Annotated in this window: 13 protein-coding genes and 1 pseudogene; 6 read left to right on the top strand and 8 right to left on the bottom strand. The window is 67.0% G+C overall.

Translation table 11 applies throughout. The features are described 5' to 3' along the window. Window position 1: 1 nt before the first annotated feature. The 4 genes from HNQ66_RS08470 to HNQ66_RS08455 form a co-directional block, all read right to left on the bottom strand. Window positions 2–1,510 (bottom strand): mercuric reductase, encoded by a 1,509-nt coding sequence (locus HNQ66_RS08470; RefSeq protein WP_184143009.1) that lies wholly within the window; start codon window positions 1,508–1,510, stop codon window positions 2–4. Window positions 1,511–1,512: 2 nt separating this feature from the next. Beyond that, window positions 1,513–2,796, bottom strand: coding sequence for a glucoamylase family protein (locus tag HNQ66_RS08465; protein ID WP_184143007.1), 1,284 nt, complete (start codon window positions 2,794–2,796; stop codon window positions 1,513–1,515). Between the two features lie 145 nt (window positions 2,797–2,941). Then, complete coding sequence (locus HNQ66_RS08460; RefSeq protein WP_184143004.1) at window positions 2,942–4,456, bottom strand: DegQ family serine endoprotease; 1,515 nt, start codon at window positions 4,454–4,456, stop codon at window positions 2,942–2,944. 142 nt (window positions 4,457–4,598) lie between these two features. Continuing rightward, on the bottom strand, window positions 4,599–5,012 hold the full coding sequence (locus tag HNQ66_RS08455; RefSeq protein ID WP_184143002.1) for a hypothetical protein: 414 nt from the start codon (window positions 5,010–5,012) through the stop codon (window positions 4,599–4,601). 324 nt (window positions 5,013–5,336) lie between these two features. On the opposite strand from HNQ66_RS08455, the gene HNQ66_RS08450 reads away from it, so the two are divergent. After that, window positions 5,337–6,542 (top strand): diaminopropionate ammonia-lyase, encoded by a 1,206-nt coding sequence (locus HNQ66_RS08450; protein ID WP_184142999.1) that lies wholly within the window; start codon window positions 5,337–5,339, stop codon window positions 6,540–6,542. Further along, window positions 6,539–6,982: pseudogene (gene dtd / locus HNQ66_RS08445) on the top strand (D-aminoacyl-tRNA deacylase). The gene HNQ66_RS08450 and the pseudogene dtd overlap by 4 nt, the downstream one beginning before the upstream one ends. A gap of 18 nt (window positions 6,983–7,000) precedes the next feature. On the opposite strand, the gene HNQ66_RS08440 reads toward dtd, so the two are convergent. Further along, a complete protein-coding gene (locus tag HNQ66_RS08440) occupies window positions 7,001–7,522 on the bottom strand; it encodes a MarR family winged helix-turn-helix transcriptional regulator (protein WP_246434236.1) in 522 nt (173 codons plus the stop codon). A 119-nt stretch (window positions 7,523–7,641) separates the two neighbouring features. Between HNQ66_RS08440 and HNQ66_RS08435 the strand changes: the two genes are divergently transcribed. Next, complete coding sequence (locus tag HNQ66_RS08435) at window positions 7,642–9,162, top strand: MDR family MFS transporter (RefSeq protein WP_184142996.1); 1,521 nt, start codon at window positions 7,642–7,644, stop codon at window positions 9,160–9,162. A 74-nt stretch (window positions 9,163–9,236) separates the two neighbouring features. Here HNQ66_RS08435 and HNQ66_RS08430 read toward each other — a convergent pair whose 3' ends face one another. Genes HNQ66_RS08430 through HNQ66_RS08420 form a run of 3 tightly spaced genes read right to left on the bottom strand, consistent with a single transcriptional unit; the run spans window position 9,237 to window position 11,881 of the window. After that, window positions 9,237–10,070, bottom strand: a complete 834-nt coding sequence (locus HNQ66_RS08430; RefSeq protein ID WP_184142993.1) for an ABC transporter permease — start codon at window positions 10,068–10,070, stop codon at window positions 9,237–9,239. Window positions 10,071–10,083: 13 nt separating this feature from the next. Beyond that, window positions 10,084–10,860 carry an ABC transporter ATP-binding protein gene (locus tag HNQ66_RS08425; RefSeq protein ID WP_184142990.1) on the bottom strand — a complete coding sequence of 259 codons (777 nt, stop codon included), beginning with the start codon at window positions 10,858–10,860 and terminating at the stop codon, window positions 10,084–10,086. Window positions 10,861–10,885: 25 nt separating this feature from the next. Then, on the bottom strand, window positions 10,886–11,881 hold the full coding sequence (locus HNQ66_RS08420) for an ABC transporter substrate-binding protein (RefSeq protein WP_184142987.1): 996 nt from the start codon (window positions 11,879–11,881) through the stop codon (window positions 10,886–10,888). A gap of 190 nt (window positions 11,882–12,071) precedes the next feature. Here HNQ66_RS08420 and HNQ66_RS08415 point away from each other — a divergent pair, with 190 nt between their 5' ends. From HNQ66_RS08415 to HNQ66_RS08405, 3 genes are all read left to right on the top strand, one after another. Then, window positions 12,072–12,818: a cysteine hydrolase family protein gene (locus tag HNQ66_RS08415; protein ID WP_184142984.1), complete on the top strand. Its 747-nt coding sequence runs from the start codon at window positions 12,072–12,074 to the stop codon at window positions 12,816–12,818. A 73-nt stretch (window positions 12,819–12,891) separates the two neighbouring features. After that, window positions 12,892–13,695 (top strand): alpha/beta fold hydrolase, encoded by an 804-nt coding sequence (locus HNQ66_RS08410; RefSeq protein WP_184142981.1) that lies wholly within the window; start codon window positions 12,892–12,894, stop codon window positions 13,693–13,695. Between the two features lie 16 nt (window positions 13,696–13,711). Further along, on the top strand, window positions 13,712–14,620 hold the full coding sequence (locus HNQ66_RS08405) for an XdhC family protein (protein ID WP_184142978.1): 909 nt from the start codon (window positions 13,712–13,714) through the stop codon (window positions 14,618–14,620). Window positions 14,621–14,676: the final 56 nt, after the last annotated feature.

Raw genomic sequence — 14,676 nt, 5'->3', positions numbered from 1 at the left:
GTCAGGCAAGGGGCTTTCGGGACGGATCGTTCCGGACGGTGCCGTCGGTGTCGCGCCTGTAGGCCTGCGCGGCCAGCATGATCGCGCCGGACTGTGCGGGATAGGTGTGGACGACGTCGGCGAGCGCCTGCATGCCGATGCCGGCGCTCATGATCACGGCCATCTCGTTGATCAGCTCGCTTGCCCGCGAGGCGACGATGGTCGCGCCGAGAATCCTGTCGCTGCCCTCGGCGACGTGGATCTTGACGAAGCCGGTCTCCTGGCCGTCCGTGATGGCACGGTCGACATCGTTCAGCATGACCGTATAGCTCTTGATCGGGATGGCCTGCCGGCGGGCATCCCAGACCTGCAGGCCGATATGGGCGATCTCGGGATCGCAGAAGGTGCACCAGGGAATGACCGAATTGTCGTGCCGCTGGCGAGTCCCCAGCAGCGCGTTGCCGACGGCCATGCGCGCCGAGGATTGCGCGGCATTGGTGAATTTCAGCGGCAGGCAGGCATCGCCCGCGGCATAGACGTCGGGATTGCTGCTGCGCAGGAACTCGTCGACGGTGACGCCCCGCCGGGGATCGGCGGCGATGCCGGCCGCCGCAAGGTCGAGCGTCTCGATATTGGGCACCCGCCCGGTGCAGACCAGGATCTCGTCGGCCTCGATCTCGCCGCTGACATCGTTGTTGAGGGTTTCGAGGATCTTCGTGTCGCCCTTGCGCCGGGTGCCGGTGGCGGTGGTGTTCAGGCGGATCTCCATGCCGTCGCGCGCCATCGACCAGGAGAGGATCTCGGCGGCGTCGCGCTCCTCGCGCGGCAGGAATTTCGGATTGTTCTGCACGATGGTCACATGCGCGCCGAGCCGGCAGAAGGCCTGCGCCAGCTCGCAGCCGAGCGGCCCGCCGCCGATGACGGCAAGGCGCTTCGGCAGCGCGGTCATCTCGAAGATCGTCGCGCTCGTGCGGTAGCCTGTCCGTTCGAGGTTCGGGATATCGGGGATCCGCGGGCGTGCGCCCGTGGCGATGAGCGCCTTCCTGAAGGCGAGGCGCTCATCGTCGACGAAGAGCGCGTTGGCGCCGGCAAAGCGCGCCTCGCCGAAGAAGAGATCGATGCCCAGCGCCGCAAGGTCATGGGCGGAGTGATAGACCGAGATGCGCGTGCGGATGCGGCGCATGCGCGCCATGGCGGCGGTAAAATCGAGGGCGGGGTCCTCTACCTCCGGCGCGCCGAATTCGCCGGCATCGCGCATCGCGTCATAGGCATGGGCGGTGCGGATGATCGCCTTCGACGGCACGGAGCCGGCATTGAGGGAGTTGCCGCCGAGATGCGCGCGCTCGACGAGGGCGACGGAAAAGCCGCGCCTTGCCGCATGTTCGGCCGCCGCAAGCCCCGCCGGACCGGCGCCGATGACGGCAAGATCGTAGAGGCCTTTCGGCCGGGGATTGCGCCAGTTGCCGGGGCGCACCCGCTCAAGAAAGCGGGCTTCGTCGTCGGGCCTTGCCTCGGGTGCGGTGCGTTGCATGTCTATAACCATCCGCCGGTGAACCCGGCATGCGCAAGGCCGGCGCGTATATAGCGGCAGCGCCGCATGATATCCCAGATAAGCCCCGAGCGATGGTTTTCGATGCTTACGGCAAGAAGGCCCTGGTCGAGCCCGTACCAGCCTTCCGAAAGCCACCCGCCGGGGGCCGAATGCAGTGTCGGGTTGAAGCCGCTCGAAAACCTGTCGCCGGGGCAGACCTCAGGGTAATGTTCGAGCAGGTATCGCGTGCCGGAAAGCGCGGCCTCGGGGGTGAAGGGCAGCGTTGCCAGCATCGCCCAGGGGGAGATCGTGCCGTCGTCCGGGCCATAGGGCACGCCGCGCGACATGTAGCCGAAGAAGCGGCGGTCCCTGCCGTTCTGGCGCAGTGCCGGGACGGAGGGCCCGTCGCCGGCCGTCACGCCCCAGAAATCGCGGCAATAGCCCTCGAATTCGTAAGGGTTGCGCTCGCCGTACTCGCGGTGGATGGCGATCGCGCTCTTCGTGTTCTCGAAATAGTCGCTGTCCTTCTCGCGCATGAAGGCATCGCGGATGCCGCGGAAATCGATCCATGCATGGGAGAACAGATGCGTGAACAGCGGGCCGCAATAAAGGACGTCGCGGTCCAGCAGGTTCTCCCACTGGTAGGTGAGGCTCCAGGTCTCGAAGCAACTGGCCGAGAGCGGAAAGGTCGGCGATCCGAGCCCGAGGATGTAGAGGATCGTCGCCTCGTTGTATCCCTCCCAGCCGTAATGGAGGAAGCCGCATTCCGGCTTCCAGCCCTGCGAGAGGCCGGAGGTGCCGTTCTGCGCCCAGTGCCAGTCCACCCGGCGGTAGAGGGCATCGGCGTGGTCGCGGATCTCGCTTTCCTCGCCATCGCCGTCGAAATAGCCTGCCGCCACCAGGACGCCGGCGATCAGCAGCGCGGTGTCGATCAGCGAGAGCTCGCATTGCCAGACGCGCCTGCCGGACCGCATGTCGAGGAAGTGATAGTAGAAACCCCTGTAGCCGGTCGCATCCGCCGCCGCGCTCTGGACGCTGTTCAGGAAGAAGCGCAGCACCTTGAGGGTCCGGTCCGCCGCCTCCTTGCGGGAAAGCCAGCCGTTTTCCACCGCGACCGGATAGGCGGACAGGGCAAAGCCGACGACGGCGATGCTACAGGGCGAGCCGTCGCGGGAGGTGTCGGCGACGAGGCCGGTGTCCGGGTCCGCATAGTCGATCAGATAGGAGAAGGCCGCGCGCTGAAGCCGGCGGACCAGCGCCTCGTCCGAAAGGTGCCTCAAGCCCATCGCGCTTGTCCTGAAGGTGAATGAAGCAGCCGGAGACCCGGCCGGAAGGGTGAAGCCCACCATACCAACGGGCCACCTGAACGCAACCCGTCTGGTGCCCCGTGGGATGGGCCGCCCCCGGCGATGCCGGGAGCGGGATCGTCCGTCAGCCGGCAGCGAAGGGCACGGTGACGAAGCTCTGCTCGTCCTGGCGCTGCACGAGGAGCAGTACGGCCTTGCGGCCTTCCTTGCCGGCTTCGGCGACGGCGGCCTTGGCCTCGCTTGCCGAGGTCACCGTCTTCTGGTTCACCGAGAGGATGACGTCGCCGGGCTCAAGGCCCGCGTCAGCGGCCGGCTTGTCCGGGTTGACGTCCTCGACGACCGCGCCGGCTTCGCCCTTCGGCAGGCCGAGCGACTGGCGCATGTCCGCCGTGATGTCGCCGAGCTGGATGCCGATGGTCGGCACATGCTGCGCGGCGCTGCCGGATTTGCCGCCGCCGGCATCGGCAAGAACCTGGCCGCTGCCGTCGTCGTTGGCGCCGATGGTGATCGACAGGTCCTTGTCGCTGCCGTCGCGCCAGACCTTCAGGTCCTGCTTCTCGCCGGGCGACAGATCGGCCACCATGCGCGAGAGGTCGCGCGGCGAGGCGACCGCCTTGCCGCCGAGCGCGGTGATGACGTCGCCGGAGCGGATGCCGGCCTTGGCGGCGGGCGTGCCGTCATCGACGCGTGCGACGAGTGCGCCGGCCGGCTTGGCAAGGCCGATCGCCTCGGCGACGTCCGCGGTCACCGGCTGGATCTGCACGCCGATGAAGCCGTGCTCGATCGAGCCGTCCTTCATCAGCTTGGCGACGACGCGCTGCGCCTGGTCGGAGGGGATGGCGAAGCCGACGCCGACGCTGCCGCCGTTCGGCGAATAGATCGCCGTGTTGATGCCGACCACCTTGCCGTCGATGCCGACGAGCGGGCCGCCGGAATTGCCGTGGTTGATCGGCGCGTCGATCTGGATGAAGTCGTCATAGGGGCCGCTGTGCAGGTCGCGCCCGCGGGCCGAGACGATGCCGGCCGTCACCGTCGTGCCGATGCCGAAGGGATTGCCGATGGCAAGGATCGGATCGCCGGCGCGCAGCTTGTCGGAATCGCCCCAACCGATGGTCGAGAGCGGCTTGTCGCTGTCGATCTTCAGGACGGCGAGGTCGGATTTCGGATCGGTGCCGATCAGCCTGGCGGGCAGTTCCGTGCCGTCGTCCAGCGTCACCTTGATCGTGCTCGCCTTGTCGATGACGTGGTTGTTGGTGACGATGTAGCCGTCGCTCGTCAGCACGAAGCCGGAGCCGAGCGCCTCGGCCTTGCCGCTCGGGCGCTGCTGCGGCATCGGCATCTGCCGCTCGCCGAAGAAATCGCGGAACTGCTGGTCGAAGGGCGAATCCTCGCCGAAGGGGGATATGCCGTCGCTCGAGGCGTTCTCGGCCTTCAGCACCGTCGTGATGGTGACGACGGCGGGCTTGTCTGCCGAAACGATGGTGGCGAAGGAGCCGCCTGCGAGGGCGGAGCCGAAACTTTGCGGGGCGGCGGCCTGTGCGGCGCCGGTGGCAAGAAGGCCGGAGGCGGCCATCGGCACCACCAGCAGGGCCACGCCGAGAAGCGCGGCGACACGATGCTTTGCAAGGATTCTGGTCATGGTCGTTTTCCTTTGTTCAGCGCTCCGGTGCCGGTTCTTGCAGGCGCCGGAGCGCACGAGACCGGGCCGCCGGTGCAACGCGGCCGGTCTCTCGTTGGGAGGGTAGGGAAGGCGGATAGGGTGTTGCCCGCCGCCGGAACGATCAGCTCATCCGGACGATATCCCGGTCGAGCTTGCGGATGTCGCCCCGCAGGCGCTGGAAGGTGGCGTTGGGGATCGCGCCGTGATGGGCGTCGGCGACGGTCATGGCGTGGTGGCGGATGCCGCCGGCCTCGCCTTCGAGCTTGCGCGCGGCGCTGGCCGAAAGCCTGTGGGCGGCTTCGCCGTGCTCGATCTTCCGTTCCGCCGAGTGCAGACCGGCGAGAATCTGGTCGAGATGCGGCTTGCGGACCATCATCGGCGTTTCCACCGGCATCGGCCGGGAGATCGACATGTCGTCGCCATGGTCGGAATCGGACCTGATGATCTGATGGGGCTTGCCGGCAGCGAAGGCGCCGCCGGCGGCGAGCGAAAGGGCGATGGTTGCGAAGGTGATGGTTTTGAGTGTCGAGCGCATGATGCGTATCCTCGATGACGGGACGGTGCGTCCCTCCGGGCTGTCCGGTGTCGTTGCGTCGCGGCTTCCTTCCCGCCGGCGGCATCCAGCCCGGCATCATCTATAAACCCGGATTCCGGCGCGGGTCATGTTACAATTAAGTAAAGTTCCGAAGGGCCGGTTTGCCAAATAATTGCCCGGATTGAGGGAAACGCGTCGCGCGTGCCCGCGTCGTCCGGCGCCTTTGCGAGGCCTTCGCAATGAGGTGTGGATAATGGAAATACGGCCGCACTTTCCCGCGCGTTGCACTAGATTTGCGCAATGCCGATCCGGAGTGCCGTTGCCATGGCCGACCCCTATCTTACGAATACGCTTGCAACATACGGCAAGCCGCTGACGCCGCAGGATGCCGAAACGCTCTCCGTGGAGGCCGCCGACCGCGTCGCGAAGGTCCTTGCGCTGCGCGAGAACAGCGCGGCGACGCCGCTGCACGCGCTGCCGGGGCTTGCCGGCGAACTGGGGCTGAGGTCGCTTCACCTCAAGGACGAGGGATTGCGGCTGGGGCTCGGCAGCTTCAAGGCCCTCGGCGGCGCCTATGCCCTGATGATCCTCGTGCAGGAGGAGGCGAGCCGCCGTCTCGGCCGTGCCGTTCAGATCGGGGAGCTGCTCTCCGACGAGGTGCGCGCGGTCGCGCAAAGCATGACGTTCGCCTGCGCCACCGACGGCAACCACGGCCGCTCCGTCGCGCAGGGCGCGCAGCTCATGGGCGCGAAAGCCGTCATCTTCGTCCATGCCGGCGTCAGCGAGGGGCGGGTCGCGGCGATCGCGCGGTTCGGTGCGGAGATGGTCCGCGTCGCCGGGAACTACGACGATTCCGTCGCCGAGGCCGCCCGCGTCTCGGTCGAGCGCGGCTGGACGGTTCTTTCCGATACGTCCTGGCCCGGCTACGAAACGATCCCCGGCCTCGTGGCGCAGGGCTATACCGCGCTGGTCCGCGAAATCCTTGCCGAACTGGACGAGCCGCCGACCCATGTCTTCCTCCAGGCCGGTGTCGGCGGCTTCGCAGCGGCCGTGGCGGGGCATCTTGCCATCGTGCTGGGCGACAGGCGGCCGCATGTGACGGTGGTGGATCCGGCCCGCGCCGCCTGCCTCTACGAGAGCGCAAGGCAGGGCAGGCCCCTGAAGGTCGAGGAGACGCAGCCGACGATCATGGCCATGCTGGAATGCTACGAGCCGTCGCCGGTAGCCTTCCGCATTCTCGAGCGGGTGGCCGACGGCTTCATGACGGTCGACGAGGATGTCGCCGTTACAGTCATGCGCCGGCTTGCCGATCCCTTGCCCGGCGATCCCGCGATCGTCGCCGGCGAAAGCGGCGGCGCGGGCCTTGCCGGCCTCCTGACGGTCCTCAGGGATCCGGTGCTTGCCGGCAGGCTCGGCATCGGGCGTGACGCCCGGGTCCTCGTGGTCAACACCGAAGGCGCGACGGACCCGGCGCTCTACGAGAAGATCGTCGGCAGGAGCCCGCAGGCGATAGGAAGGGCTTTGCCATGAGAGCGCTTGTCCAGCGGGTTTCGTCCGCGCGGGTCGTCGTCGACGGGGCGGTGACGGGGGAGATCGGCAACGGCCTTCTGGTCTTCATCTGCGCGATGAGGGGCGACACGGAAAAGGAGAGCGAGTGACTGGCGCGCAAGCTCGTCAACCTGCGCATTTTCAGGGACGAGGCGGACCGCATGAACCGCTCGCTTGCCGATGTGGGCGGCGCCGCGCTCATCGTCAGCCAGTTCACGCTGGCCGCCGAGACGAAGGGCAACAGGCCGGGCTTTTCCACGGCCGCGCCGCCGGAGGAGGGGAAGCGTCTTTACGAGACCTTCTCCGCGAATGTCGCGGCCCTCGGCATTCCCGTTGCGAACGGCATCTTCGGGGCGGACATGCGGGTGGAGCTTGCCAATGACGGCCCCGTGACGATCTGGCTGGACACGGCGTCCGGCTAGAGTTGTTGGGAAGCAGCCTTATTTGCCGGCATTCTCGGCGTCGAAATCCCGCGCCTGTGCCTCGAGCCCTTCGATGAAGCGGGTGTAGAGGGTCGCGAAGGCAGCCATGTCTTCCTGCGACCAGTCGCCGAGGACCTTCGCAAGGACCTCTTCCTTGACGCCGTTCACCCTGGCGAGAAGCTGCATGCCGTCCTCCGTCAGGGTGACGATGGTGCGGCGGCCGTCTTCCTGCGAGGCGGCGCGGCGCACGACGCCCCGCTTGACGAGATCCGTGACGATGCGGCTTGCGCGCGAATGGTCGATGCGCAGTTGCTCGGCGACCGCGCCGACCGTGACCTCCTGTTCGAGGCCGAGGCGCCGCACCAGCGAGAGGACGTCGAGATGGGAAAGCTCCAGGCCCGCGCCGACGCGCGAAATGGCAAGGCGCCCGATATAGCGCCGGCCGGTCATGATGCGCATCCGCCCCATCGCCGCGCCGATGCGGGCGAAGGCGCTTGGGCCGGTCTTTTCGTCGTCATCGCTGCTCATGGCCACGAGCATTAGCAGATTTCCGCCCGGTGCCAAACAAATTTCGTGTCTTTGTCACATATGTGCGATTGACATATATGTGCTGAAAGCACATAAGCTGCCTCCGACAAAACTCCAGACCGAGTTGCCCCATGGATTCCCGCCTCCGTACCGACGACGATGCCGCCTATGCCTCGCTCGTGCCCGATCCGCGCCGTCGGATGCTGGTCGTCTGCCTGCTCATGTCCGGCATGTTCATGGCGGCCCTCGACAACCAGATCGTCTCGACCGCGCTTCCGACCATCGTCGGGGAGTTCGGCGAGCTGGAGCGGTTCGGCTGGGTGGGCTCGGCCTACCTGCTGGCGACCAGCGCCGTCATGCCGGTCTACGGCAAGCTGGGCGATCTCTTCGGCCGCAAATACGTGATGATGACGGCGATCTTCATCTTCACGCTCGGCTCGCTCGCCTGCGGCCTTGCGGTGTCGATGAACACGCTGATCGCCGCCCGCGTGCTGCAGGGCCTCGGCGGCGGCGGCATCATGGTCTCGATCTTCTCGATCAATGCCGATCTCTTCGAGCCGCGCGTGCGGGCGCGCTACCAGAGCTATTCCAGCCTGATGCTGATGGCGGCCGGCGCGGTCGGCCCGACGCTGGGCGGGGTGCTCTCGGACCTTTTCGGCTGGCGCTCGATCTTCCTCGTCAACCTGCCCATCGGCATTGTCGTGCTCACGGGCCTTGCCTTCATCCTGCCCTACCGCAAGCCGAGCCGCCGGCCGAAGATCGACTATGCCGGCGCGATCCTTCTGGCCGGCGCGGTGGCGAGCATGGTGCTCTGGGCCGACAGCCGCGAGATCTTCGGTTCGCTGGTCGCCCCGCAGAGCCTTGCGGTGGTGTGCTTCGGCGCGGCCTGCCTTATCGCTTGGGTCCAGGTCGAGCGCCGGGTGCCCGAGCCGATCATCCCGCTCGGCCTGTTCGCCAACCCGACCGTCAGCCTGCTGCTGGTCGTCTCCCTGGTGAGCGGGGCGATCGGCATCGGCTCGGTCAACTATATCGCGCTCTTCCTGCAGACCACCACGGGCCTCACGCCCTCGCAGGCCGGCCTCCTCTTCATGGCGCTCACGGGCGGCATCGCCGCCGGCTCGCTGACGGCGGGGCGGCTGATCTCGCTGACCGGCCGCTACAAGATCTTCTCGATCATCAGCACGACCGGCAGCCTTCTCACCTTCTCCCTGTTCACCACGGTCCATCCCGGCACGCCGGTCTACCTGATCGGCCTGTTGATGCTCCTCCAGGGCGTCAGCGTCGGTTTCGGCCAGCAGGTGCCGGTGATCGGGGTGCAGAATGCCGCCAGCACGGCCGATCTCGGCGCGGCGACCGGCGCCGTCACGCTGACCCGCATGGCGGGCGCCTCGATCGCCATCAGCATCTACGGCGCCATCCTGACCGCCTTCGTGACCGGAAAGGCAGGCGCCATACCGGGCGTCGCGAGCATCGAGGGCCTGACGCCCGCGGAACTTGCGACCCTGCCGGAACGGGCCCGCGCGCTGGTCGCCGCCGCCTATACGGATGCCTTCCATCCGGTGTTCCTCACCATGGCCGGCACCATCGCGCTGGGGCTGCTTGCGGCCGTCTGCCTGAAGGATATCCGCGTGCAGACGGGCCCGAAGCGGTAGGTGCAAAAAGAGGAAGAGCGGGAAGGTCACCTTCCCGCTCTTCCTTCAGTCCGTGTTGCGTTGGCCGATGGTGCTTATGCGGAATCCTGTCCCGTGATCTCGCTCTGCCAGGGCGCGACGATCCGTTCGAGCGAGCCGACGAGTTCCGTGAGGACGACCGCGATGACCATGATCAGGACGATCGGCACGAACATCTCGGCGGTCCTGAAGGCGTTGGCCGAGGTGATGATGATGCCGCCGAGGCCCGAGATCGCCGTCTGGAATTCCGCGATCACGATGCCGATCACGGCCTTGCCGATCCCGAGCCTGAGGCCCGCCATGATATAGGGGATCGTCGCCGGCAGGATGATGCCGCGCATGATCTGCGACTGCGGCGCGCAGAAGGCCGTGCCCACCTCGATCAGCGTCTTCGGCACGGCCTTCACGCCGAACCACGTATTCAGGCAGATCGGGAAGAAGGAGAGCAGGAAGACGATGACCGCCTTGACCGCAAAGCCCAGCCCGAACCAGAGGATCATCAGCGGGACGAGGGCGATCAGCGGCGTCGCGTAGCCGGCGGTGACATAGATGCCGAAGCCGGCCTCGAACAGGCGGTAGCGGCCGAGCAGCAGGCCCGCCGGAATGCCGAGGACGACCGCGGCGATATAGCCGGCGACGAAGGGCTGGCTGCTTTGGAGAAGCGCGGAGAGAAGCCGTCCGTCGCTGAACATGTTGCCGGCGGCCACCAGGATCGCGGTGGGGTAGGTGGCGAGCAGCGGATTGGCGTGCCGGCCGAAATATTCCCAGATCAGGAGGGCGATGACCACGGAAATGGTCGTGATCATCCAGTTCGGCACGGACCAGCGGCGGTTTACGGTTTCGGCCTGCCCGGAGGACAGCGCGCCGTCGGGCTGCGTTGCTGTGGACATGGTATCGATCCTCTCAGGCTGCCTGGGTCTCGTGATCGTGGAGGGCTTCCCAGATCAACGTGCGTTTCTTGGAATATTCCGCGGACGTGCGCACGGCGCGCATGTCCTGCCGGTCGCGGCCGATCTCGATGGGGACGATCTCGCTGACCGCGCCCTTCTGCATCACGATGACGCGGTCGGCCAGCATGACGGCCTCGTCGAGGTCGTGGGTGACGATGATGATCGTCTTGCCCGTCTTGCCGTGGATCGACAGGAGCTCGCCGTGAAGCGTCTCGCGCGTCTGGGAATCGAGCGCGCCGAACGGCTCGTCCATCAGCAGGACCTCGGGGTCGATGGCGAGCGCCCGGGCGATGCCGGCGCGCTGCTTCATGCCGCCCGAAAGCTGGTGCGGCCTGCGCCTGGCGGCATGGCCAAGGCCGACGAGCTCGAGATAGTGGCTGGACGCCTTCGACAGTTCCGGCTCCCTGACGCCCTTCATCTCGAGGCCGTAGCCGACATTGCTGAGCGTGTTGCGCCAGGGCAGGAGCTCGGCGTGCTGGAAGACCATGCCGCGGTCGTAGCCGCAGCCCGAGACCGCGCGCCCGGCCACGCGAACCTGGCCGGACGATGCGGTTTCGAGGCCCATGATGATGCGCAGACAGGTCGTCTTCCCGCAGCCGCTGGGGCCGATCAGCGCGATGATCTCGCCCTTCTCGACGTCGAATGAGACCCCGTCCAGCGCGCGTGCGAACGCAACGCCGGATCGTGTGCTGAAGGTCTTGACGATATTCTGCACTTCCAGATGGGCCATGCAGGATCCTCCTCGAATGAACGCGTTACTTCTTTTCGACGGCCGCCAGCGCTTCCTCGCGCAGGCTCGTATCGACGAAGGTGCTGACGTCGGCCTTTTCCGGCAGCGCGCCGAGACGGACCATCTGGTCGTCCGTCCATTGCAGGTTCTCCAGCGGGATATCGAGGGTCGCGGAGACCGCGTTGTACTTTATCGCCTCATCGTAGATGAATTCGGCCGTCTTGTCGTCTTCGGGCAGGTGTGCGACCTTGCGCGCCAGCGCGACCATCGCCTCCTTGCTCCCGATGGCGTGGGCAAGGCCCTCCATCTCGGCGGCGAGGAAGTTCACCATGTCGGCGCGGCGCTCGGCGATCTTGGCACCGGTCGTCATGATGCAGACCTTGACGAATTTGGGCGTCACTTCCGCGCCGGCGAGCAGCGGCTTGACGTTGAGCGTATCGGCGCTGACGGCAAATTCGCTGGAGCTCGCCGCGGCGGCGACGACGCCGGAGCTGATGGCGCGCACGCGGTCCGCGCTGCCGCCGGCATTGGCATAGGTCACGTCCGTGGCGGCAACCCCGGCCGCTTCCAGCGCGAGCTGCGCAAAGAGCGCCGGCAGCGAACCCGGCGCCGAAACGCCGATCGCCTTGCCCTTGAGATCGGCCGGCGAGTTGATGTCCCTGGCGGCGAAGACCGTGTAGGTCATGCCCGGCCAGTCGCAGCCGATGATCTTGATGTCGGCGTTCTGGTGCATGGCGGCGAAGGCCACGACGGGGCTTGCCTCGAAACTGTCGAGCTCGCCGGCGATGAGCGCCTTGAGGGCCGTCGGCCCGCCGGTAAACTCGACCATGTCGATATCGAGGCCGCGCTTCTCGCCGAAGCCCCCTTCGGCGGCCTGGAACAGGAAGCCCGAGTCTCCCTTGGCCTCGACGATGCCGTGTTTCCAGACCTCTCCTGCATGAGCCGGGGTGAATGCGAGCGCGGCGGCGAAGCCTCCCGCGATTGCGAACCAGCGGCTGCCGACAACTATCCTGGACACCATATGCGCCTCCTCCCAAAAGCCTTGAATCGTTCCTCGGGCCCTCGAGGGCCGGAGCCACACGACATCGCCTCATCAATGTAGGCTTGTCATAATGTGTGTTTGCCATACAAACACATCTGTGGCATAAGTCAAGTCGGCAGGCGCGCAGGGCGTGCCTTGCCCGGTTTTGTCCATGTTTCGGGAGGATTGAATGGCTGAGAGAATCTGGGACAAGTTCCTGACGGAGCGGGATAAACAGGTCTTCGCGCTTGCCGGCTACGGCGTGCGGCAGGGATTTGGAAAAAGGCCCGCCCTGCTCGTCATCGACGTGAACTACGCCTTCTGCGGCGACCGGCGCGAGCCGGTTCTCGAATCCATCAAGCGCTGGCGCCAGTCCGGCGGGGAGGCGGCGTGGGATGCCCTGCCGGTCATCCGCAAGCTGATCGACGTCGCGCACGACCGCGAGCTGCCGGTGATCTACACGACCGGGATCCGCCGCGACGACAACTGGGATGCCGGCGCCTGGGCGTGGAAGAATGCCCGCACCGGGGAAAAGCCCGCCGGGTCGAACCGGAAGGGCAACGAGATCATGCCGCAGGTCGCGCCGGGTGCGCAGGATATCGTGGTCTATAAACAGAAGCCGAGCGGCTTCCACGGTACCAATCTCCTCGGCTACCTCACCCAGCTCGGCTGCGACAGCCTCATCGTCACGGGCACGGCGACGAGCGGCTGCGTGCGTGCGACGGTCGTCGACGCCTTCAGCCACAATTACCGGGTGACGATGGTGGAGGACGCCTGCTTCGAGCGGTCCGAGGCGAGCCATGCGATGGCGCTCTGCGACCTCAACGCCAAATACGCCGACGTGATCGAAAGCCCGGAAGTGCTGGCCTTCATGGAAAGCCTGCCGCGCGGCCTGTTCGACCTTCCCAAGGGCGCGCCCCACGCGGCGGCCGGCTGATCCGCCGGGCCCGGACCGGCGGCCGCAGCGGCCGCCGGCAGGATCGACACAACGACGACAGAGGAAATCCAGAATGTCCAATGCAGGATCCGATTTCGCAACGGCGCGGGACGGCGCGCGCCTTTCCTACCGCCTCGTGCCGGGGAGCGGCTCCGGCCGCATCGTCCTCGTCCACTCGCTCGCCATGGACAAGACGTTCTGGGACGCGACCGTCAAGGCGCTGGAGGGAACGGCGAGCGTGCTCACCTTCGACTGCCGCGGCCATGGCCGGTCGGACAAGCCGGAAGGCCCCTACAGCGTCGAGCAGTTCGCCGACGACATCGCCGACCTGATGGACCATGTCGGCTGGCCTTCGGCCATCGTCGCCGGCGCCTCGATGGGGGGCTGCGTCTCTCTGGCCTTTGCCGGCCGGCACTCCGGGCGGGTGCGAGGGCTCGGTCTTTTCGACACCACCGCCTGGTATGGCGAGAACGCTCCGGCCGCCTGGGCCGAGCGCGCCGAAAAAGCGAGGAACGAAGGCCTTTCCGCACTGGTCGGCTTCCAGAAGACGCGCTGGTTCGGCGATGCCTTCCGCGAGGCGAACCCGGCCGTCGTGGAGCAGGCCGTGGGCGTCTTCCTCGCCAACGACCTGCCGGCCTATGCGGCGACCTGCGCCATGCTCGGCGCGGCGGACCTGCGGGCGTTCCTCCCGGGCTTTACCTTCCCCTGCGAAATCCGCGTCGGCTCGCAAGACTACGCCACGCCGCCGGACATGGCCGGCTATCTTGCCGACAATATCAGGGGCGCCCGCATCGAGGTGATGGACGGCGTGCGGCATTTCTCGCCGCTGGAGGTTCCGGAGCGCATCGCCGCCGCGCTGAAAGACCTCGTGGCCTGAACGGGAGCTGACGGCGATGCGAAACGGGCAGGGCGAATGGGACGTCTTCGATGACTACGTCCTCGATTTCGCGATCGAACGGCTCTCGCGCGGCGAGAGGCTGGCCCTTGTCACGCTCGTCAGGATCGAGGGCTCCTCGCCGCGCTTTCCCGGCGCGCAGATGGCCGTATCCGAAACGGGCGACTGGGTGGGCTATCTCTCCGGCGGCTGCATCGAACGGGCCGTCGTCGCCGAAGCGCTCGATGCCATCGCCGCCAGCGGGAACCGGCTGGTCCGCTACGGCCGCGGATCGAAATATTTCGATATCCAGCTTCCCTGCGGCAGCGCGATCGAACTCTTCTTCGACGTCGGCATCGGCGCGGAGAGCCTGATCGCCATCGACAGGCGGCTGAAGCAGCGCCAGACGGCGGAGCTTCCCATCGATCCCGACAATCGCTTCAATGCCCGCATGGTCCGTCTCTACCGGCCGCGCAAGCGGCTGATTATCGCCGGTGTCGGGCCGGCGACCGTCCAGCTCGCCCGGATGGCGCAGGTCGCGGGCTTCGAGGTGATCGGCTGGTCCTATGATGAACCGACGCTGGAGCGGCTGGCAGCGCTCGGCGCTGCGACGGTGCGCCTGACGGGGCACGGCCGCACGCCGCCCCTCGAAGCCGATGCGCTGACGGCAATCGTCTTCATGTTCCACGACCACGACTGGGAGATGGCGCTGCTTCCCGCCGCGCTTGCGACCGATGCCTTCTATCTCGGCGCGATGGGAAGCCATGCGACCCATCGCCTGCGCCTTGAAAAGCTGGAGGCGCTGGGCTTCGACCGCGCGAGCCGCGAGCGGATCCATGGGCCCGCGGGCCTTTTCGCCGGAAGCAAGAGCGCCGGCGACATCGCGCTCTCCATCCTTGCCGAACTTGCGCAGGTAGAAGCGGCATAGGCGGGAGATCCTTTCCTGCCGCAAGCGGGTCTGGTACATCGGGCGCAGCAGGGGAG

This window comes from Shinella fusca, from assembly GCF_014203155.1.
Taxonomy (GTDB): domain Bacteria; phylum Pseudomonadota; class Alphaproteobacteria; order Rhizobiales; family Rhizobiaceae; genus Shinella; species Shinella fusca.
This window is presented reverse-complemented; position numbering and strand designations above follow the sequence as displayed.